The organism is Streptomyces sp. NRRL B-24085, assembly GCF_001282115.1.
Taxonomy (GTDB): domain Bacteria; phylum Actinomycetota; class Actinomycetes; order Streptomycetales; family Streptomycetaceae; genus Streptomyces.
In genome coordinates this window covers 1-19515 of record NZ_LJBR01000133.1, presented here as the reverse complement: position 1 = coordinate 19515, position 19515 = coordinate 1, and the positions used below count along the sequence as shown (strand labels likewise).

Here is a 19515-nt window from a genome sequence, read left to right as displayed (position 1 = left end):
GCTCCGGACGTCGAGGAAACGGTGCAAGCGCTGCTGCGCTGGCAGCCGGCCGCGGCGATCGGTCCGTGTTTCCTGGTGGCCAACTCGGTCGGCTGCCAGGTGACCGCGGCGCTCGCGGCCGAGCATCCTCGACTGGTGGAGCGGATGGTACTCATCGGCCCCGCACTCGATGCGACGGCGCTGTCGCCGGTGCGGCAACTGCTGCGGCTGCTGGCCGACGCGCCGAAGGAGCCGCTGTCCCTCCTCGCTGTGGCTGCCGCGGACTATCTCGTCACCGGAGCAGCCCGGTTCCTGGAGGGATTCCAACACGCACGGCTGGACGCGGACGGCCCGTTCGAGGCGCGTCTACGGCGGATCGCGGCGCCGACCCTGGTGCTGCGGGGCTCCGACGACCGGGTGGCCCCACAGCCCTGGGGCGAGCGGGTGGCCGCCGACCTGCCTCGTGGCCGGCTTGCCGTGGTGCCCGGCGCGGCCCACGCCGTGCACTTCAGCCGGCCCGACGCCACCGCCCGGCTGATTCTGGAGTTCTGCCACGAGGACTCCGCGAAGATCGACGGAACCTCCGCAGCCCAGAGCCCATCGTCTTCGGCGCCTTGAGCAAGGCCTTCATCGGCGTCTGGCGCCTCGGTGACGCCGTGCCGTGGTCAGGAGCCTGCGGCGGGGATGTGTCCCGTGGCCTCGCGATCACCCGCTCACGCCGTTCTGGCGCGTTCATTGGTTGCCCAGGACGGTGCGGAGCCGCTGGTGGCGGTCGAGGTCTTCCCAGGTGTCGTGATCGGGCGGGCTGGGGTTGCGGCGTGCGGTGCCCCAGGCCCAGGCACTGGCGGCGAGACCGGCGAAGAGGGGGATGAGCAGCCACAGCAGGGCGCCCATGGTGGTGAGCCTCCTTCGGTGTGCTGAGACGGACGGGCCAGGAGGGTTCAGGCGGTCAGTTGCTTGGTCGCCCCGCCGGAGACGGCGATCTTGCGGGGTTTGGCGTGTGCGGCCAGCGGGATGCGCAGAGTGAGGACACCGTTGTCGTAGGCGGCTTCGGCGGCTGCGGTGTCCAGGGCGTCCGACAGGGCCAGACGACGGGTGAACCGGCCGGTGGGCCGCTCGGTCAGTACGGGGCGGGCGTCGGCCGGGACGGGGGAGGGCCGCTCGGCGGTCAGGGTCAGCGTGTGCCGTTCCGTGGTGAGCTCGATGCTGGAGCGGTCCATGCCGGGCAGGTCGAACTGCAGGTAGAGCGCTACGTCGTCGCGCCAGGCATCCGCGGGGATGACGGTGCCTTCAGGGGCGGTGGCGTTCGCGAGCTGTTGCGTGAGCCGGTCGAGATCGCCCAGAACGCCCGTGCGCGCAAGCATGTCCAACTTCTTCCTTTCCGAAGGCGGCCGCAGACTGCGACCCGACGTTCGAGTACGTCTATTCGTATAGCCCGGACGGAGCTTCTCTGACAAGTCTCCGCTGTATGAAGTTGACAGCACGAGACTCAACTTGGGCGCCCCTATCGCCTTCGCCAGACGTCGGCTCCCGTTGCCCCTGTGTGCCGAGGGTTGGCGTGACGCGCAGAATATTGAGTCTCTGCTTGTCAACTTTCTGGTGCGGTGGTATATCAGAAGCAGAGCGGACTGGAACACGGGAACGATGTGAAGGAGGGATGACAGATGCTGATGCGTACGGATCCCTTCCGCGAGCTTGACCGGCTCGTCGAGCGGGTCTGGGGCACGGCCGCGCACCCGGCGGGCATGGCGCTGGACGCATGGCGTGAAGGTGACACGTTCTTCGTGGAGCTGGACCTGCCGGGCGTGGACGCGGAGTCGATCGATCTCGATGTCGAGCGCAACGTCCTGACGGTGAGGGCCGAACGCAAGCCGGCGTACGGCGAGAACACCGAGACGGTGGTCACCGAGCGGCCCGCCGGGACGTTCAGCCGACAACTGTTCCTCGGCGAGACCCTCGACACCGACAAGATCGAAGCCTCCTACGAGGCCGGTGTGCTGAGGCTGCGGATCCCGGTCGCCGAGCAGGCCAAGCCTCGAAGGATCGCCATCAGCGGCGGCAGCGACCGCAGTGCACTGGGCGGCTGACGCCACAGCGACTCCGTCTCTCAAGGGCCCCGGGCGTCAGTCCGGGGCCCTGACGCCCTCCAGACGCATGCGCCCCTGCCACCGGGAAGGTTCATCCGGGCGGCCTCGGCTTGGATCGAAACTCAGCGTCGTGGCCGACATCGCAGGCGAGGACCCAATGGCCCGTCTCCTTCCAGCTCCCAACGGGCTACGACCTGCTCTTCGGACACCCGCAACCGGACTGATCCAGCCGCGCGTCTCGCCGTCACTCGATCCAACGGGCGGCAGCCTCATAGGTGGAGTCCGGGGCGCTGTTGAACGCGATGGCCGCATCGGGTGCGCACCGCCGCACCAGGTTGATGACCTGCTCAAGGAGTTCAACCTGGTCCTCTGAGTGCCGCAGGCCACCGCCGACGACAACGCACTGCCAGGGGCGGGCCCGCAGAGCGTTCCCGACGACGGCTTCCACGTCGTCGCTTCCATCGAGGCCGATGAGGCAGGTCTCCACGCCCACGCCGTGTTCGGCGAACTTGGCCAGTCCCGCCTCGATCGCCTGGGCTGTCGGCTCGGGGTCCCACGGTCCCGGAACCCGGTACGGATCAAGCCCGATGACGAGAACGCGGGGTGGAGGGGCGACGTCCATGTGTGGACGATACGCCTCGAACGAACCGTGCATCAGGGGGTGATACTCAGGCCGCGTGACACATCGAGCCACTGGCCTCGCCGGTCATCTCCCTGCTGACGATGACGATGACGATGACGATGACGTACGAGTGCGCGTGGGCGATGCCGACGACACCGCTGACCAGGTGGCGTCTTGGCCGAGCCGGGCGCCACGCCCCATCCTGAATGGAACGACACCACGTCGGCCCGGTAGGCCCCCGACGGCTCCGTTTCGTGGCCGAAGCCGCGGGCACCCGGCATGCCCACGGGAGGATCCGCACGTCACCGCACACGTGCGGTCGGGCACCGGTCCGCGCACTCGTGCCTGGCGGATCAGCCCGCCGAGACACCGGATGATCCCGTGGAGGGGCCGATGAGCGAGTACACACCGTCCCAGGCCGAAGGCGAACGGGACGACGACATGCCGAACGAGTCCGCGGGGGCGCGCTCCGACCAGAGTCCGCCCCGGACGACTCCCTCCCAGGCGGAGGGGGAGCGTGACGACGAGGGTGCAGAGGGGCGAGCGCTGCCCGACGGCCCTGACCGGTACGCGCGGGCGCGCAGCGAGGAGGAGCCCGGGGCCCACTCCGGTGCCGAGAGTCAGGCGCACAGCCGCGTCGTGCCGGGGACGGCGAGCGCCGCCGAGGGTTACGGGCCACCGGGTGGAACGGCGGACGACGAGCCCCTCGCCGGAGTCGAGAAGACCGAGCGCCCCGACCGACCCGAGCCGTCCGGGCCGGTCACCCGTGACCACGTGAGGGAACTCCTCGCCGCGCGCGGGGATTCCGCCACGCTGGTGCTCCTAGAGGGGCGGGCCCAGGTGATCGCCGCCGCGGAACGCGACACAGACTTGTACGCGGGGGCGTTGGACATCATCTCCGGCGAGGAACTGGCTCGCCGGATCGGGACGGACTCGCCGACAGAGGGGGAACTGGATGTGCTGGCCGGCACGCTGAACACGATGGTGGCCAACCTCGGGGCCTGAGTCGGACACAGGCCCCGGTATGCAGCCGGCGGAGAGCAGCCCCGTGGTGGCGGCGCCGATGACCAGGAAAGGGTGGCCGGCACCGCCACCGCTGCCGAAGACGCACCGGTCGCCCCCAGCCGAGCCACCGCCACTGGTGGGAGCGGCCCTCCCTCTTTTCTGACGGCGTGAGCCGACACCCAGACGTGATGTGAATCGGCGGTGCATCTCATCGCCCCGGGTACTCGGCGGCCAGTGTGACCCATTCGTCCCCTAGCGGAGGTGCGGAGATGACCACCTCTCCTCATTCGTCGATGGAAACCCATCCGGACCTGATCGACATGCGTCGGCGCCACGAGATGGCGGAGCACGCCACGACCACCCCACAGGCGCAGGCCGTCGAGACCCTGGCCTTCCTCACGGGCGTGTATCTGGCGGCCTCGCCATGGATCGCCGGCTTCAACGGCCTGTCGACGCTCGCCGTCAACAACCTGATCGTCGGTATCGCGTACGCCCTGCTGCTGAGCGGTGGCTTCGGTCGCGCCTACGAGCGCACGCACAGCATGGCGTGGGCCGCCTGCGCGCTGGGCCTGTGGACCATCGTCGCCCCGTGGGCCGTGGCCGGTGACGTCAGCACCACCAGGTCGGTGGTCAACAACATCATCGTGGGTGCCATCGGACTGCTCCTGGGCCTGGCGGCCAGCGCGCTCGCCGGCCGCGGAAGGCGGCGCGGCGAGGAGGGCGGTCCTTCGATGTCGTACGGAGCCGGCCGGAGCTGACGTCCCGCGGAGCCCACCGAACGGAGTGAACGACCTGAGAGACCCGGTGCCCGGGCGTACGCGCCCGGGCACCGGGCTGCCTGCGTACGCGCCGGGATGTGCTCGGCGAGGCGGTAACCCCGCCGCCGCGACCGGACCGCTCCAGCAGCGGCCGAAGGACAGCAGGCGGGTGGCATAGACCTCCCGGTACGGGGCACTTGAAGGCTGCCTGACGCGAGGGAGAGGAATTACCGTGCTCATTCCGGCGGAGAAGGAACTGCGCGCCGCACTGGCCCGTTTCGCTCATGCGCGTATCGAACACGACGTGCGTCCCACCGGCCGTACCAGCCGGGACCTTGAGGACTCCACGTACACGCTGTGCGTGATGACCGGAGCCCGCACCGCCGAGCAGGCTCTGCGCGCGGCCGACGCACTGCTGGAGCAGTACAGCGCGAACCGCCCAGGCATCTCCCAAGCGGACGAGACGCTGGCCGCGTAGGACTGATCGCACCCCTCCTGCCGCTGGACCAGCGTGTGGTCTCCGGTGTCCCACCCACCGGGGCCTCAGAGCACTCTCCGGACGACTTCGAGGACGAGACGGAGAACGCCGGGGCGGCTACGGGTCCGGCACCGACAGAGTCAGACCTCCGGGCAGCGCGGTGAGATGCGCCCGCTTCCTGTTCGGTGTGGCGTCGGCGTGCGGTACGGGACCACGACGGGCGGGCGGGACGAGGACGGATCCGGGCGTGACCGTGGGGCTGTCTGCGCCCGTCGCGTGGCAGACGTCCGGCGGATCGGACCGTCGGCCGGGAGCCTGCGGAGTTTCGGGTGCAGCCGCCCGGTGAAGGGACGGGGCGACTCCGAGCAGGTGACGCACCTCTTCGAAGAACGAAGTGTCCTCGATCACTGGTGCGTCGCCGGTGACAGGCCGGTCAGCGACCGCGGCAAGAAGCCGCTGGGCGTCACCATGGCCGTGCCGAGCGGCTTCGGCGATGAGGAACCACGCGTTGTCCTTCCAGTCCGCACCGGAGCGGAGCGCGACCAGGGCGAGCCGGAACAGCGCGCCCGGATGGCCGGCGGCAGCCGCTGATCCCAACGAGTCGGCGGCCGTGGCCAGCTCGTCACGGCTCAAGGCCTTGGAGCCGAGCCGGTACAGGGAGTTCGCCTGCCGACGTGCTTCGGCGTCCAGCTCGTACAGGTCGGTCAAGGGGCCGAAGTCTCCGTTGGGGCGGTCCCAGGTGTCAGGGGGTCCGGCGAGCTGATCCATGAGTGCCAGAAGCTCGGCCGGTACGGCTGGTGTCGGGCGGCCGCCGCTGCCCTCAGTGAAGCGGCGCACAACCGTCACCTGTCCTTCTCCGTGCGTGGTGTCTTCCTGTGCCCGTCCCGGATGAACGTGCCCAACTCGTTGCGCAGTTCGCTGACGGCCGCGTACCGATCCCGGTGGATCCGGTCGCGGGCTATGCCGAGAACCGCGGAGATCTGTGCGTCGTCGAGCCCCAGGCTCTGCAGACGCACGACCGTGCGGCGCCGGCTGAGCGGCATGGCCTCGATCGCAGGCCGGACGAGCTCCCGCAGCGGATCCATGTCCTCGCTCCGCCGGTCGGCCGCCGCCACGGAGGCGGTGTCCTCCACGAGATCAGTCCGCCTCTGGGCGCGCAGCGTGTCCAGTGCCAGATTCCATGAGGCCGTGCGCAGGTAGGCCCCGATCTTCACGCCAGGGCCCAGTTCTTCGGCTGCGACCTTTCCCGCCACCCTCATGAACGCCTCCTGGGCGATGTCCTCGCAGGCCTGCTCCGAGAGTCGGCCCTTCCACGTGTGGCGCAGGAACTGCGGTTCCTGCGCCATGAACGTGTCGTAGTAGTCGAACAGCCTCTGGCCCAGATCCACCCTCACCGCCGCGGAGAGCTCCCCCTCCGCGGGGGCGGACGATTCCGCGGCGGCTTCACCCGCTACCACGGCGGAATCCCTTCGCGGGCATCGAAGTCGGGCCGCTACCGCCTGCCCCGTCGGCCCTGGGATCGACCAGCGTGACCGAGATACGGTCGTGGGCTTCGACGCTTACCTTCACGCGGACCGCACGAGTGTCGTCCAGGCAGACCATGCCGTGGCGCGGAGTGCGGCCGGAGTCGTCGTCCTCCGTCGTCCCTGCCCCGCGTTGCCGCTGGCCCCAGTACACCTGCACCAAGACGGCCGCTGCCTGCGCGGCGGCCGCTGCGGCCGAAACGAATCCGGCCCAGTCCAAGGACGACGTCATGTGAGTTGGTCTCCGTCGGGTTTCGGTGGCGCGTAGGTGGCGCCTTCACCTACTCGACGATCGATCCCCCCCGCGTTCTCCCCCGGAGACCGGAAATCTCCGGAACTGCCCGCAGTGGCATCGGATGTGAGCAGCTCTGCGCTGACGGATCTGCGAACTTGAGTGCTGGGCTTGGCCGTTGCGGGATCAGGCTGCCAGTCCGTACGCGGTCGCCACCGGGGGAACTTTGTCTCGCCCTGTGCAGGGAGAGGTCGGGGCCGCCGATGAGTTTCGATGTACCGGACGGTCCAAGTCGGCACACGCAACCAAGGGAGCACCTGATGGGCAAGACGCACCTGCATCCGAGGACCCACATCGCCCGTCGCATGTTCGAGCTCCTGGAGCCGATCTGCCTGGTCACCTTCTTCGCCGACGAGTGCAACGAGGAGCTGGCCGCGCTCGGCCACCGCACCTACTGGGACGGCTACTTCGCCAGCCGCGCCGCACCCTTGGGGCGGGTGCCGGCGGAGGTCGTGCACGCGGCCTTCTACAACTTCGCCGAGGGGGAGGCCGCCCGGCACATCCCCAGCGCCTGGGAGACGATCCCGCCCGAGGAGTCCGTGGCCGCACGGGAGCGCGGCAGCGCGGCCTCCCTGCGGCGGATCCTCGGCGCCGACCTGGCCGGCTCCCCGGGGCTGGTACGCGCCGCCGACCTGACCACCAAGGCCGCGACGAGCGCACCGACCGAAGGCCGGGTGATGTACGCCGGCATGCGCACCCTTCCGGTGCCGAGCGACCCGGTGGCCCGGCTGTGGCACTCAGCGACCATGCTCCGCGAGCACCGGGGTGACGGGCACATCGCCGCTCTCGTCGGTGCCCGTATCGGCGGCACGGAGGCCCATGTGCTCTCCGCGCTGGAGATGGGCATCCATCCGCCGGAGTCGTTCGGGCGCATCCACCACCTGCCGAAGAAGCGGCTGGCCGCGGTCATGGACGGCCTGCGCGAGCGCGGGCTCGTCGACGCCGAGGGCCGGTTCACCGACACCGGCCGCCGGACCAAGCAACACATCGAGACCGTCACCGACGAGCTCGGCACCCCGCCGTACGACGCCCTGTCTCCCGCCGAACTCGACGAACTGGTCACCGAACTCGAACCCATCACCGCACGGCTCGTGGCCACGGGATCCCAGTGACCCGCAGAGCCTGCTGACGACGGCGCCGGCACCGTGCGCCTGGTTGTGCCTTGTAGCGCCAGTCGCCGATGTCGAGAACTGGGGCACATGGAACGCCGGGATCGAGATGGATGGCCCGTTCACAGCGGGCACGCGGATCACGATGATGCCGGCCGGGGACGACCCCGGTGGTGCTGTGCATCGCTGAGGCGGTCGAAGACGAACTGTTCGTCGACGAAGCGCGCTTCGACGGGCTGCTGCGTACGACCCACCGGATCGACCGGATCGACAAGAGCTGGATCCGCGTGGTCTACCGGATGGAGATCACCGGCACCGACGCCGACGAGGCCGGCCCGCGGATCGGCCCGCACATCACCGCCGACTGGCCGCAGACATGGCCTCGCCCGCCAAGCCGGCACCGACGTCGGTCCCCGCCGCGAGCTCTCTACCCGTTCCCGGGCCGGACCGGTGCCGGCCGCCTGGACGCTGCGGCCTGGTCCTGGGTCTGCATCCACAGGAGCAGATGCCAGTCCTGGTCGTTGGCGAGGGGGTCGGCGGTGTGGGCGGCTCTGCCGTCGACGGTGGAGGGCATGACGAAGGCGCAGGTGGCGGAGCCGTCCTCGGAGTAGTTCGCCATGTTGGCGTGCAGGATTGCTTCGGCGAGGCGATCGGTGGCGTCGGTGCGCAGTGTGGCCGGGAGACGCAGCAGGGTCACGGCCGTCAGCGTGCTCCAGTAGTGGGGGGAGACGTCGCCCCACAGCCGGTTGGCGCCGAACCAGTAGCCGTCCCAGTGCCGGATGGCGATGCCGTGCAGTCGGGCGTGGGGCTGGGGGCCGCCGAACGCGAGGAGCCAGGGCAGCCGTTCGGCGACGGCGTCGAGGAAGACCGGGTCGCCGGTCAGAGTGTGGGCATCGGTCAGGAGGTCGAGCAGCGGAGCCACCATGGATTGTTCGTAGGCGACCTCGTGGGCGGGCAGTTGTCTGCCCTTTGCCACGAACGTCCGCGCGCTGCCGATGAGTTGGTCCCGCAGTTTGTCGGCGCGGCCGGGCTGCCCGTCCGCGTCCAGAGCGGCGCACACCGCGAGCGTCGTGGGGGACAGGCCGATGGACAGGTGGGTGGCGCCGCCGAGTTCGAAGCTGCGCTCCAGGATCCGGGCGGCGAGGCCGAGGTCGTCCGGTCGGCCGTGGGCGTGGTGCCGGTCGTGGAAGAAGCGGGCCAGCCACGGGGTGTCGTAGAGCCGGGGCCCGGTGTGCCAGGTCTGGGAGCCACGGCGTGGGGCGGCGGTGTCGTCGAGGAGATGGCGGCGGGCGAAGACCGCCCAGCCCTCCAGCAGGGGGTCGGTCTCCGCCGCGTCCGCGAGGCCGTGGGCGACGGCGGCTTGGAGCAGCAACGGCATCGCGATCCGCTCGGAGCCGTCCGACCAGTCCGCCCAGCCGTTGGTCGCCTGGGTCAGGCCGGTGCGGGTGTCCACCGGCACGAAGGCGTGACGGAGCAGCCCGGGCCGCTCACGGGCCCGCTGGTACCGCGTGATGTAGGCGACCCGGCGCCGTACGACCTCTTCCAGCGGCAGATGGAACAGCACTTCGGTGCGGGCCCCGTCCCCGACGTCCAGCCGGTAGCTGCCGTGGCGGGAGGCCCGCACGCGGTGGAGACCCGCCGCCTCGCGCTCCACTGTCATGTCCGGATCCGGACTGCTCACCGAGGACGCCTCGACCAGGATCGGCTCCCCGATCTCGGCGGCATACGCGGAGAGGACGGCCGGCGGGCGGGTCGCGGCGGTGAAGTCCTCGACGGTGTCGTACCAGCCCAGCTCCCACGCCACGGTCGTCGACTCGCCCGGACCGAGTCGGAGCACGGGTTGTCCGCCGAACGCCTTCGGATTGCGGGCGTGGTCGGTGACGAGCAGGACCAGATGACCGCGGGCATTGGACTGGGAGTTGTGGTTGCGGGACTCCACCGAGTAGGCGCGCACCGCCCCATCCCGCACGATCAGACCCAGGCACCGGCCTTCCCCGGACATCGGCTGCGCCAGTGCCCACGCCCACGTTCCGCCCGTGAACAGGTGCGCGTGCACGGCGTGTTCAAGGGAAGCCTCGGCTCCGTCGTACAGGTCGGCGAAGGGCGTCTGAACGCCCAGGCCGGTGATGGTGAGCGGTTCCCCGGTCGTGTTCACGACGGTGTACCGCTCGAACAGCAGGCCCTCGCGCGCGTGCCGGCGTATCTCCACGCGAAGCCCGGTCAGCGGCGTGTGCACCGCCTCGACCGCCCCGTCGTCGGCCACGCGCAGTTCGGCGGGGGTATGCCAGCGGGCGCTTCCCCGGTCGGTCATCACATGTCCCGACCCCCACTGATGCTCCACCGAGTGCCACGGCGTGGCGACGTCGTCGAGGAGGAACTGGCGGGCCGGGGCCGCTTCGTCGACGAACTGGACGGGGGCGCCGGTGAGGGGGTCGAGCACCGCGTGCCCGCACGCGAAGGTGAGGATGCCGGGGACGGTATCGCCGAGGTGCTGCACTGGAGTGGACCCTTTCGCCGACCCGATCACAAACGGCGCCATTGAACAGGGCATCTACGGCGACGCCAAGCCCTCCTGTCCCTTTTCTGGTGAGTCTGCCGCCGTCGAAACTTTTCGGGGCGTGACGTGTTCCGGGACCGGTTCGTGCGGCAGGTCCCGGCCGCCCGGTGAGCAGCGGCTCCAGCCACATGGCGGGGCAGGACCCACCACTCGGCAGGGACATCACGGCCGCCTGCCGAACAGTCCATGATCGGTCCGCCACTCGGACACAGCAGCGGGCGGCTCAGTCCGCCGACCGCCAGGATTCCGCCGAGGCCGAGGCCGACGGGATCGCAGGCGAGGAACAGCGCCGTGACTCGGCCAGAGCTTCAGGCGATGGCCGACTCTCCGGCCGTGCGCAGGGACAGGGCCTGGTGATAGCGGCGCAGCAGGAGCAGGGCGGTGGCGGCCAGGCCGGTGAGCAGGCCGAGCCAGACGCCCTCGGTCTCCAGGCCGGCGAGGTTCCCGAACAGCCAGGCGGCGGGCAGGCCGATCAGCCAGTAGCCGACCAGGGTGATGCGGAAGCCGCTCCTGGTGTCGTCCAGCCCGCGCAGCAGGCCGACGCCGATGTTCTGGGCGCAGTCGAAGAACTGCAGGACGGCGGCGATGAGCAGCAGGTTGGTGGCGATGCCGGTCGCGCTGTGCCCGTCGGCGGACGACGGGTCGAGGAACGGGCGCAGCACCAGACCGGGGACGGTGAGGTAGATGACGCCGACGACGGCCATCACGGCTGCCGCGCACGCCAGCGCCGTGTTCTTGATGCGTTCGGCCGCGTCCGTCCGGTGCAGGGCGAGTTCGCGGCTGACGTTGAGGGACGCGGCGTGCGACAGGCCGACCGCGATCTGGAAGACGATGTAGATCAGCTGGTTGACGGCGGTGTGCGCGGCGAGTGCGGCGCTGCCGAACGTGCCGATCAGCAGCGCGACGACCGAGAAGAAGCCCGCCTCGGAGCCGTAGGTGGCGGCGATGGGCACGCCCAGGCCGGTCAGCCGGCGCAGGGTGGCCGGGCGGGCCTTCCAGATGCGGACGTCCAGCAGCGGGGCGAGCCGGGGGTCGCGGCGCGCGGAGGCGTACAGGGCGAAGCAGGTCAGCAGGTAGACCAGCGAGGTGGAGATGCCGATGCCGGGCAGGCCCAGCTCCGGGAAGACCCAAGTGCCTTGGGCCAGCGTCCAGTTGAGGCCCGCGTTGACCGCGACCGAGGCGATGGTGATGCGCAGCAGGGCCTGTGGCCGGCGCATGCCGACGGTGAACTGGCGGACCGCCTGGAACCACAGGCAGGGGATCAGTCCGGGGGCGAGGGCCAGCAGCACCGGCCAGGCCCTGTCCACGACCTCGGGGTCCTGGCCGAGATGGTCCACGGCCCGCCCGGTCAGCAGGATGACCAGGGCGCCGAGGGCGCCGGCCAGGGTGGCCAGCGCCAGCGCGGCCCGGACCACGTCCCGGACCTCCTCCGTGGCCGCTTCGGAGAGTTCCTCGTCCTCGTCGGCGCGGGCGGAGGCGGCGGACACCTGGTTGCCGACCGCGGTGACGAGGCCGACGCCCATGGTGCGCAGCTGGTTGAAGATGACCAGCGCCAGTCCGCCACCGGCCAGCGCCTCGGCGCCCATCAGGCCCATCATCACCGTGTCGGTGGTGGTGAGGGCGACTTGGGCGAGCTGGGTGAGGGCGAGCGGTACGGCCAGGGTCGCCAGGGCGCGGCTGTCACGGAGCAGTGTGGTGAGCGGTGTCGGCATCGGTGTCAGTTCTCGCGGAGTTCGGTCAGCAGCTCGTCGATGGCGCGCTCGACGGCCGGGTCTGTGAGATTGCGGGCGGTCATCCAGTCGTCGTTGAAGACGGTGTCCATGTACTTCTCGCCTCCGTCGTTGACCAGCGCGACCATAGTCGTGCCCGGGGCCAGGGCGGGCATGCGGGTCAGTGCCTCGTACACGACACCGCCCGCGGAGCCGCCGATGAGGAGGCCGAGCCGGCGGGCCAGCACCCGGGCGGTGGCGAACGCCTCGACGTCGCCGACCTTGACGCCCTCGTCCAGCAGGTCGTAGTCGACCATGGCGCCGATGGCGGCTCCCTCGGGGGTACCTGTGCCGGACTGGTAGTAGTCGTGGGCGGGCGGCCCGAAGGCGATCGACCCCTTGGGCTCGACCCCGACGATCCGCACCCCGGGCACGGTCCGCCGCAGTTCACCGCCGGTCCCGAAGAGTCCGCCACCGGTCCCCACGGCCCCTATGAGGATGTCGACACTGCCGTCCAGCGCGGCGTTGAGCTCGTGCGCCACCGGACGGTAACCGTCCCCGTTGGCGCGGTTGTTGTGCTGCTCGGTGAAGTAGGCGTTGTCGCTCTCGGCCGCGAGCTTCTCCGCGAACTCCTCGCGGGCGGCCGTGGCCAGTTCCTCGTCGCCCTCGTCGGCGACGTAGACGAGTTCGGCGCCGAGCGCCTTCATGCCGCGCAGCTTGTCGGCCGCGGCGTGATGGTCGACGACCGCGGTGAAGGTGTAGCCGCGCTCGGCCGCCATCACGGCGAGGCCGAGTCCGGTGTTGCCCGACGTGGACTCGACGATCCGGCCGCCGGGGCGGAGCAGTCCGCGGTCCTCGGCGTCGAGGACCATCTGCCGGGCCATCCGGATCTTCGCGGTGCCGGTCGGGTTGAACTGTTCGAGCTTGAGCAGGAGTCGGCTGCCGTTGTCGGTGCGGCACACCTCGAAGAGCGGGGTGTGACCGATCAGTTCGGAGACACGGCTGACCACGGCGGGACGCGAGAGCGCCTTGTCCATCGGATGGCTCCAGGTGTCGGGAGAGAGTCAGGCGACTGGAGGGCGGTCGAACCGCCAGCGGGTCGTACCCCCGGCGGTGTCGAGGACGACTTTCCGGGGGAGCGGAAGCTCGTGGAAGGGGGACTCGTTGGAGTCCATCTGGTATCCGGCGGTGTTGGGGTAGACCAGCAGGTCGCCGACGGCCGGGCGGGCGCTGAACCGCACTTTGCGCCAGGTGACCATGTCGGACTCCAGGCAGGTGGCGCCGCCGACGCAGGCCGCGTACGGCTCGCCCGGGGTCGGCTGGGCGGGCAGCAGCACCGGGTCCGGCAGGTACTCGCTGTTGAACCACTGTTCGGACAGGCTCAGGCTGCTGCCGTCCACGGTGACGATGCCGTACCCGGGCCGGTCCTTGACGCCCTGCACACGGAACACCGTGCAGCCGGCCCGGTCGAGCAGCGCCCGGCCGGGTTCGAGGAGCAGCATCACGCCCGCCTCGCGCAGTCGGCCGGCGAGACCGCTGGTGGTGAGGATCGCGCGCAAGGCGTCGGGACCCGCCGCCGGTGAGTGGTACGGGTAGAAGTCGGACGCGGTGAAGGACTTGCCCGCGTGGTAGTGGTGGGGCCTCTGCTCCCTCAGGAAGCGTTCCCAGTGCTCTGCGGCGGTGTAGTCGACGGCGAACCCGCCGCCGATGCTGATCCGGTCCGCGCGCAGCCCGAGGACCCGTGCCTTGAGGCAGAGATCGACCAGCTCGGCCGCCAGCTCGCCGCGCGCCTGTGTGCCGTAGCCGGACAGATGGAAGGAGAAGCCCTCCATCACGACGGCCTCGTCGGCCTCGGCGCACCGGGTGAGGGCGGAGGTCAGCTCCCGGTCGTCCAGCCCGAAGCGGCTGTGCGGCTGGGCCGGTGGCAGTCGCCGCAACAGCACACGCGCCGGACGTGCGACGGCTTGCGCCTGGGCGACGACGCGCTCCAGTTCGTCGAGCGCGTCGACGGCGATGAGGCAGCCGTGCAGGACGGCGACCCGCAGGAGGCCCTCGGCTTTGGCGGGGCCGGTGACCACGACGTTCTCGCCGCGCACGCCGTGTCCGAGCGCGTCCCGCAGCTCACCGGCGCTGGCGATGTCCACGCCCGTGCCGGACACCGCGCAGCGGTCCATCCAGACGGCGGCCTTGTTGGCCTTCTTCGCGTAGTACACCCGCCCTTCGACACCGGCCTCGGTCAACACCTGCTCGAAAGCACCCGAGTTGGCGTCGAACCGGTCGGGCAGCAGCAGGTGGAACGGGCCGCCGAGCGCGTACGACAGCTCGTGCGGCAGTCCGCTGCCGAGGATCGCGTCGAGCTGCGGATCCGGGTGGGCGGGCAGCGGCGGAGCGCCCGAGGTGTGGGTCGTCACTGCCACAGATGCACCCGTGTTCCCAGGTCCTGCTCGAGGGCGAGCTGCGCGAAGCGGTGGCCGAGCGCGATGTCGGTGACAACCAGGCCGCTGTTGTAGGCGAAGATCCGTTCGTCGGCCGAGCGTCGGCCCTCGGCCCGGCCCGCGATGACGTCGGGGAACTCCGCGTCCACGGCTGGGAAGTTGCCGTCGGCGTCGGTCATGTCGGTGCCGGTGACCTTCATCTGCGCCTCGCTGGTGGCGACGACGCGGTCCGCCCGCTGGAGCGTCGAGGGCGCGATGCCGTGGCCCACCAGGATCGACAGGGCGCCCGGCTTCAGGTCGTCGCACTCCACGGCCGCCGGGGTGTGCCGGCCCGCGGTGGCGAGCACGATGTCGGCGTCGGCCGCCGCGGCCCGTACGTCGTCCACGGTCTCCAACTCCCGCCCGGGGCAGTAGTGGTGGAGCCGTTCGCGGACGGCGGTCAGGCCGTCGGGGTGGGTGCCGTAGACCATGAGCCGGTCCAGGTCGGGCAGGGTGGTGAGCAGGAACGGCAGGGCGAGGCGGCCCTGGGTCCCGGTGCCGATGACGAGGGCGCTGCGGCTGTCGGGCGGCGCGCACTCGCGGGCCAGCAGCGCCGAGACGGCCGGGGTGCGCAGCGAGCCGATGCGGCCGCAGTCCATCATCGCGACCGGCAGTCCGGTGACGTCGTCGTAGATCGTGAGGGTCGTGTAGTAGTGCTGCTCGTCGCGCGAGCGGTCCAGGCCGTGCTTGTAGGAGGTCTTGATCGCGACGACCTCGCGGACACCGTCGCGGCCGAGCATGGCGTACGAGACGGAGTGGCCGTCCGGGGGCTTGACGGTGAGCTTGCGCGGGTTGGCGGACTTGCCGTCGGCGAGGGTGCGGTATGCCTGCTCGACCACGTCGACCACGTCGGCCAGGGAGATGTCGAGGCCGGCGAGGTCGCTGGTGCTCAGGACGCGCAGAGCGGTGTCGTCCGCGGACATGTCGGCCGGGGTGGCGTCCGTGGGTGCGGAGGTGCCGGTCACGGGTGTTCCCTTCATGACAGGGGATGGGGACCGAGGGGTCGGAGCAGGGGACGTAGCCGGGAGTCTCAGACGAGGGCCACGATCGCGGCCTGTCCGTAGCCGTGCTCGTCCGCCTCGGTGAGGGGGCGGCTGCGGCGGCCGGGGACGCGCACCGAGGCCCGCTTGAGCCAGCGGTCGGTGCCGTCGTAGCGGGGCCGGAACGGCACCCGGCCGTGCACGACCTGGTCGTTGTCGACGACCAGGACGTCTCCGGGCTCCAGGGCGACGGCGACCGAGACGCGTTCCAGTTCGGCCGTCAGCCGGTCGTAGGCGGCACGGTAGTCTGCGGGTGCCTCGCCGAGGGGGGTGTAGGCGGGGTCGTAGCGCAGGGTCGGCCCGGCCGCGGTCTGCCACAGGACCGGAACCTTGGGCGGCTCGCCCTCGAAGTCCTGTGCCTCGGCGTAGGCGTCGTCGGGGAGGATCGGCAGCACCGGGCGCGACAGCAGCGCGATGTCGTCGGGGGCGAGGTGGACCTTGCGGATGCTGGCGGCGGTGGTGGCGACGGCGTCGTGGTTGCGCATACAGGCGAGCAGCAGCAGATGGGCACGGCCGGGGTGGAAGGCGTCCTCGGTGTGCGGGCTGAGCAGCACCGTGCTGCTCGCGCCGGTCTGCTCCTGCTCGTGGCCGGGTGCGGGCACGATGTTGTGCACGAAGCGGCCCTCCTGCTGGCCGTCCCAGGCGATGGGGTGGCCCATGGCCGTGGCGAGCAGCAGCAGGATCAGGTCCCAGGCGGCGGCGCGGTCACCGGCGGTGGCCCAACTGCCGGGTGTGGGACCGATTCCGCCGTCGTCGACGGACAGACCGCGCAGGACGTACAGGCCATCGTCGGTGTCGACCGGTCGGCACGCCTGATGAATCGTTTCGCCAAGGCGGGTGGCGGACGTCGCGACCCGGCGGAGCAGTGCCGGCCGGGCGGCCGAACTGCCGAAGTCGGCAAGGATCTTGTGGGCGGTCTCGGTCAGCTCGTCGATGTCCTGCGGGGCGAGCTGTCGGACGGGTGCGGCTCCCGTGGGCATGGCGCAGACATCCCTTTCGGGCGTGGGTGCGGGGTGCGAGTGCGATGGAGCTCGGAGCGCCGGCCTGTGAGTTCGCTGTGGCTCGGCTCGGCGATCGCTGCGAAACGTATCAGCCCAACTTAGGTAAGGCAAGCCTTACTTGTTCGCTGTGCTCCCGTGGTGAACTGCCCGCCCGGCGCGCGCCGTTGCATGCTCCCGTGCGCCGATCTGACGCCCCGGCAGAGATCGCGAGCGCTCTCGGCAAGCCTTGCGCACAGGATCTTCTTAGGGTAGGCACACCTAAGCAACGTGCCCCGATGTGAGCGGAACGAGGTCGTACGACGTGAACCTGAACAGACGCCAGGTGCTGGTGGCCGGTGGTGGCATAGGCGCGGCCGCTCTCCTGGCCGCCTGCGGGGGCGGTGACGAGACCTCGGCCAAGTCGCCGGCGAAGGCGAGCGAGAAGCCCCGCAGCGGCGGCACCCTGCGGGTGGGCGCACTGGGCCGCGCGTCGGCCATCACCCGCGATCCGCACGGCACCCAGGCCAACGAGAGCGACTACCTGATCATCTCGCTGGTCCACGACACCCTCACCGTCCCCGGCACCAAGCCGAACACCGTTCCCCGCCTCGCCGCGAACTGGCAGCCGTCGGACGACCTGAAGACCTGGCGCTTCACTCTCGCCAAGGGCGCGAAGTTCCACGACGGCACGCCGGTCACCGCCGAAGACGTCGTGTGGTCGCTGAAGCGGCTGCGCAACACCCCCTCCGGCGCGTCCCGCCTCCCGGGCATCGAGCCGGAGAACATCAGGGCCGAGGGCGAGAACACCGTCGTCCTGGTGTCCGACTACGCCAACGCCGAACTGCCGCTGCTGACCCGCCTGACGACGTTCGTGCTGAAGAAGGGCACCGCGGACAAGGACCTCGGCAAGGCGCCCGGCACCGGCCCCTTCAAGCTCGACTGGTTCCGCTCCGGCAACGCCCGCCTGGTCCGCAACGACGACTGGTACGGCGGCGACGTCCACCTCGACGCCATCGAGGTGAAGATCTTCGAGAGCCCGCAGGCGATGGCCAACGCCCTGCTCGCCGGGCAGATCGACGTCGCCTCCAACGTCGGCGCGGTCGCGGCCCGTACCGCCGAGAAGCGCGACGACATCCAGATCGTGCGCCGCCCCAACGACATGGCGATGCCGATCGTCATGCGCACCGCAGACGGTCCGTTCGCGGACGCGAAGGTGCGGGAGGCGCTGCGGCTGGCCGTCGACCGGGACGCCATGGTCAAGCAGGTGCTGTCCGGATACGGCACGGTCGCCAACGACATTCTCGGCACCGGCGACCCCGCCTTCGCCAAGGGCATCCCGCAGCGGGGGCGCGACCTGGACAAGGCCAGGCAGATGCTGAAGGAAGCCGGCTTCGACACGTCGAAGACCTACAAGCTGCTCACCACCGAGGACATCGCGGGCCTCGCCGAGTCCGCCACGCTGTTCGCCTCCCAGGTCCGCGAGGCCGGGGTCAAGATCGAGGTGGTCAAGCAGGAGTCGGCCACCTTCTGGGAGAAGACCTGGCTCAAGGGCGACCTGTACACCACCTACTGGGGCACCAACGACTCGGTGGTGTTCTTCGCCAGCAAGACCATGGTGTCCGACTCCGGCCAGAACGAATCCGCCTGGAAGAACAAGGAGTTCGACGCCGCCTACAAGAAGGCGATGGCGACCAAGGACGCGGCGGAGCGCGCGAAGGTGCTGCACGAGCTCCAGCAGATCGAGTACGACGGGTCCGGCTACCTGCTGTGGGGCATGGCCGACGGCATCGACCTCGCGGGCTCGGCCGTGCGCAACCTGCCCACCCTGCCCGGCTACGGGCGCGTCCAGCTCGAGCAGGCATGGCTGACTCGCTGACCCGGCGGGAACCGGCCGCGGCTTCGGCGCCGCGGCCGGTTCCCGCCGTCGTCCGCACGGCCGTGTACACGGCCGGTGTGCTCGCGCGCCGGCTCCTGCTGCTGGCCGTGCTGCTCGCCGCCGTCTTCGCCGCCGTCGAACTGCTTCCGGGCGACGCCGCCGGCGCCACCTCCGAACGCGGCGAAAGCGCGTCCGACCTCGCCGCGCGGCGCCATCTGCTGGGCCTGGACCGGCCGGTGACGGAACGCTTCGGGGACTGGATGACCGGCCTGCCCACCGGCGACCTGGGAACCTCCGCACGCGGGGAACCGGTGGCGGACCTGCTGGCCCACCCGTTCCCCAACACCCTGCTGCTCGGCGGGCTCGCGCTGCTGGTGACCCTCCTCGCGTCGGTCGCGCTCGGCTGCTGGGCGGCCGGCCGGCCCGGCGGGACGGTCGACCGGGTGGTCTCCGCCGGCGCCACCGGCATCCTCGCGCTGCCCGAGTTCGTCGTCGCGGTCGCCCTCGTCCTCGTCTTCGCGCTGTGGACCGACTGGCTGCCCGCCGTCACCCTCACCGACGCCGACGGCTCACCCGCCTCCTGGCGGATGCTCGTCCTGCCCGTACTCGCCCTGGCCGTCCCGCAGATCGGCTGGAACACCCGCATCGTGCGGGCCGCGCTCGCCGACGAGGCCAAGGCGCCGCACATCGACACCGCCGTGCTGGACGGACTGCCCCGCAACCGGATCCTCACCCACCACCTGCTGCCCGGCGCCCTGCCCACCATCGCGGCCGGCATCGCCACCTCCACCGGCATGCTGCTGGGCGGCGCGGTCGTGGTGGAGACCATCTTCAACTACCCCGGCATCGGCTCCGTCCTCGCCGGAGCGGTCGCCGACCGCGACAGCCCCCTCATCGCCGGGGTCGTCGCCGTCACCGGAGCCGTCATCACCGGGGTGCTGCTGCTCGCCGACCTCGTACGCGCCTGGGCCTCGGGAGGCCGCACATGACCGCGACCACCGCCCCCGCCGCGAAGACGGCCCGGCC

General features: G+C 70.8%; 19 protein-coding genes. 8 read left to right on the top strand and 11 right to left on the bottom strand.

The window, feature by feature from the left end:
* Positions 1 to 597 (top strand): alpha/beta fold hydrolase (locus AOJ26_RS16685; protein ID WP_107092833.1); only part of this gene is annotated, 597 nt, incomplete at its 5' end.
* A 114-nt stretch (positions 598 to 711) separates the two neighbouring features.
* Here the strand turns inward: AOJ26_RS16685 and AOJ26_RS43480 are convergent.
* A complete protein-coding gene (locus AOJ26_RS43480) occupies positions 712 to 873 on the bottom strand; it encodes a hypothetical protein (RefSeq protein ID WP_159044301.1) in 162 nt (53 codons plus the stop codon).
* 47 nt (positions 874 to 920) lie between these two features.
* The gene (locus AOJ26_RS16680; RefSeq protein WP_053849083.1) at positions 921 to 1343 is read right to left on the bottom strand and encodes an Hsp20/alpha crystallin family protein; all 423 of its coding nucleotides are present in this window, start codon (positions 1341 to 1343) and stop codon (positions 921 to 923) included.
* A 300-nt stretch (positions 1344 to 1643) separates the two neighbouring features.
* On the opposite strand from AOJ26_RS16680, the gene AOJ26_RS16675 reads away from it, so the two are divergent.
* The gene (locus tag AOJ26_RS16675) at positions 1644 to 2066 is read left to right on the top strand and encodes an Hsp20/alpha crystallin family protein (protein ID WP_053849082.1); all 423 of its coding nucleotides are present in this window, start codon (positions 1644 to 1646) and stop codon (positions 2064 to 2066) included.
* A 244-nt stretch (positions 2067 to 2310) separates the two neighbouring features.
* Here AOJ26_RS16675 and AOJ26_RS16670 read toward each other — a convergent pair whose 3' ends face one another.
* Positions 2311 to 2721 (bottom strand): hypothetical protein, encoded by a 411-nt coding sequence (locus AOJ26_RS16670; RefSeq protein ID WP_199828848.1) that lies wholly within the window; start codon positions 2719 to 2721, stop codon positions 2311 to 2313.
* Between the two features lie 360 nt (positions 2722 to 3081).
* Here AOJ26_RS16670 and AOJ26_RS43855 point away from each other — a divergent pair, with 360 nt between their 5' ends.
* The 3 genes from AOJ26_RS43855 (at position 3082) to AOJ26_RS16655 (ending at position 4929) form a co-directional block, all read left to right on the top strand.
* Entirely contained in the window at positions 3082 to 3693 is a 612-nt protein-coding gene (locus tag AOJ26_RS43855) for a hypothetical protein (RefSeq protein ID WP_199828849.1), read from the top strand.
* A 293-nt stretch (positions 3694 to 3986) separates the two neighbouring features.
* Entirely contained in the window at positions 3987 to 4451 is a 465-nt protein-coding gene (locus AOJ26_RS16660) for an SPW repeat protein (protein WP_053849081.1), read from the top strand.
* Between the two features lie 232 nt (positions 4452 to 4683).
* Positions 4684 to 4929, top strand: coding sequence for a DUF5133 domain-containing protein (locus tag AOJ26_RS16655; RefSeq protein WP_053849080.1), 246 nt, complete (start codon positions 4684 to 4686; stop codon positions 4927 to 4929).
* A 117-nt stretch (positions 4930 to 5046) separates the two neighbouring features.
* Here the strand turns inward: AOJ26_RS16655 and AOJ26_RS16650 are convergent, their stop codons facing one another.
* Together AOJ26_RS16650 and AOJ26_RS41865 are read right to left on the bottom strand one after the other, a co-directional pair.
* Positions 5047 to 5766 carry a sel1 repeat family protein gene (locus AOJ26_RS16650; protein ID WP_053849079.1) on the bottom strand — a complete coding sequence of 240 codons (720 nt, stop codon included), beginning with the start codon at positions 5764 to 5766 and terminating at the stop codon, positions 5047 to 5049.
* A 5-nt stretch (positions 5767 to 5771) separates the two neighbouring features.
* Positions 5772 to 6386 carry an RNA polymerase sigma factor gene (locus AOJ26_RS41865; RefSeq protein WP_234358574.1) on the bottom strand — a complete coding sequence of 205 codons (615 nt, stop codon included), beginning with the start codon at positions 6384 to 6386 and terminating at the stop codon, positions 5772 to 5774.
* Positions 6387 to 7004: 618 nt separating this feature from the next.
* Here AOJ26_RS41865 and AOJ26_RS16635 point away from each other — a divergent pair.
* Positions 7005 to 7856, top strand: a complete 852-nt coding sequence (locus AOJ26_RS16635; protein ID WP_234358573.1) for an SCO6745 family protein — start codon at positions 7005 to 7007, stop codon at positions 7854 to 7856.
* A gap of 424 nt (positions 7857 to 8280) precedes the next feature.
* Here the strand turns inward: AOJ26_RS16635 and AOJ26_RS16630 are convergent, their stop codons facing one another.
* The 6 genes from AOJ26_RS16630 to AOJ26_RS16605 all read right to left on the bottom strand — a co-directional run bounded on the left by AOJ26_RS16630 (position 8281) and on the right by AOJ26_RS16605 (position 16613).
* Positions 8281 to 10350: a hypothetical protein gene (locus AOJ26_RS16630; protein ID WP_053849077.1), complete on the bottom strand. Its 2070-nt coding sequence runs from the start codon at positions 10348 to 10350 to the stop codon at positions 8281 to 8283.
* Between the two features lie 368 nt (positions 10351 to 10718).
* Positions 10719 to 12122, bottom strand: coding sequence for an MATE family efflux transporter (locus AOJ26_RS16625; protein WP_053849076.1), 1404 nt, complete (start codon positions 12120 to 12122; stop codon positions 10719 to 10721).
* A 5-nt stretch (positions 12123 to 12127) separates the two neighbouring features.
* Entirely contained in the window at positions 12128 to 13156 is a 1029-nt protein-coding gene (locus AOJ26_RS16620) for a cysteine synthase family protein (protein ID WP_053849075.1), read from the bottom strand.
* A gap of 27 nt (positions 13157 to 13183) precedes the next feature.
* Positions 13184 to 14536 (bottom strand): Y4yA family PLP-dependent enzyme, encoded by a 1353-nt coding sequence (locus AOJ26_RS16615; RefSeq protein WP_053849074.1) that lies wholly within the window; start codon positions 14534 to 14536, stop codon positions 13184 to 13186.
* The gene (locus AOJ26_RS16610) at positions 14527 to 15516 is read right to left on the bottom strand and encodes an ornithine cyclodeaminase (protein ID WP_053849085.1); all 990 of its coding nucleotides are present in this window, start codon (positions 15514 to 15516) and stop codon (positions 14527 to 14529) included. The genes AOJ26_RS16615 and AOJ26_RS16610 overlap by 10 nt, the downstream gene beginning before the upstream one ends.
* Positions 15517 to 15623: 107 nt before the next feature.
* Positions 15624 to 16613 (bottom strand): TauD/TfdA family dioxygenase, encoded by a 990-nt coding sequence (locus AOJ26_RS16605; RefSeq protein WP_053849073.1) that lies wholly within the window; start codon positions 16611 to 16613, stop codon positions 15624 to 15626.
* 322 nt (positions 16614 to 16935) lie between these two features.
* Between AOJ26_RS16605 and AOJ26_RS16600 the strand changes: the two genes are divergently transcribed.
* Complete coding sequence (locus AOJ26_RS16600) at positions 16936 to 18489, top strand: ABC transporter substrate-binding protein (protein WP_053849072.1); 1554 nt, start codon at positions 16936 to 16938, stop codon at positions 18487 to 18489.
* Positions 18474 to 19478: an ABC transporter permease gene (locus tag AOJ26_RS16595; RefSeq protein WP_053849071.1), complete on the top strand. Its 1005-nt coding sequence runs from the start codon at positions 18474 to 18476 to the stop codon at positions 19476 to 19478. The genes AOJ26_RS16600 and AOJ26_RS16595 overlap by 16 nt, the downstream gene beginning before the upstream one ends.
* The last annotated feature ends 37 nt before the right edge of the window (positions 19479 to 19515 follow it).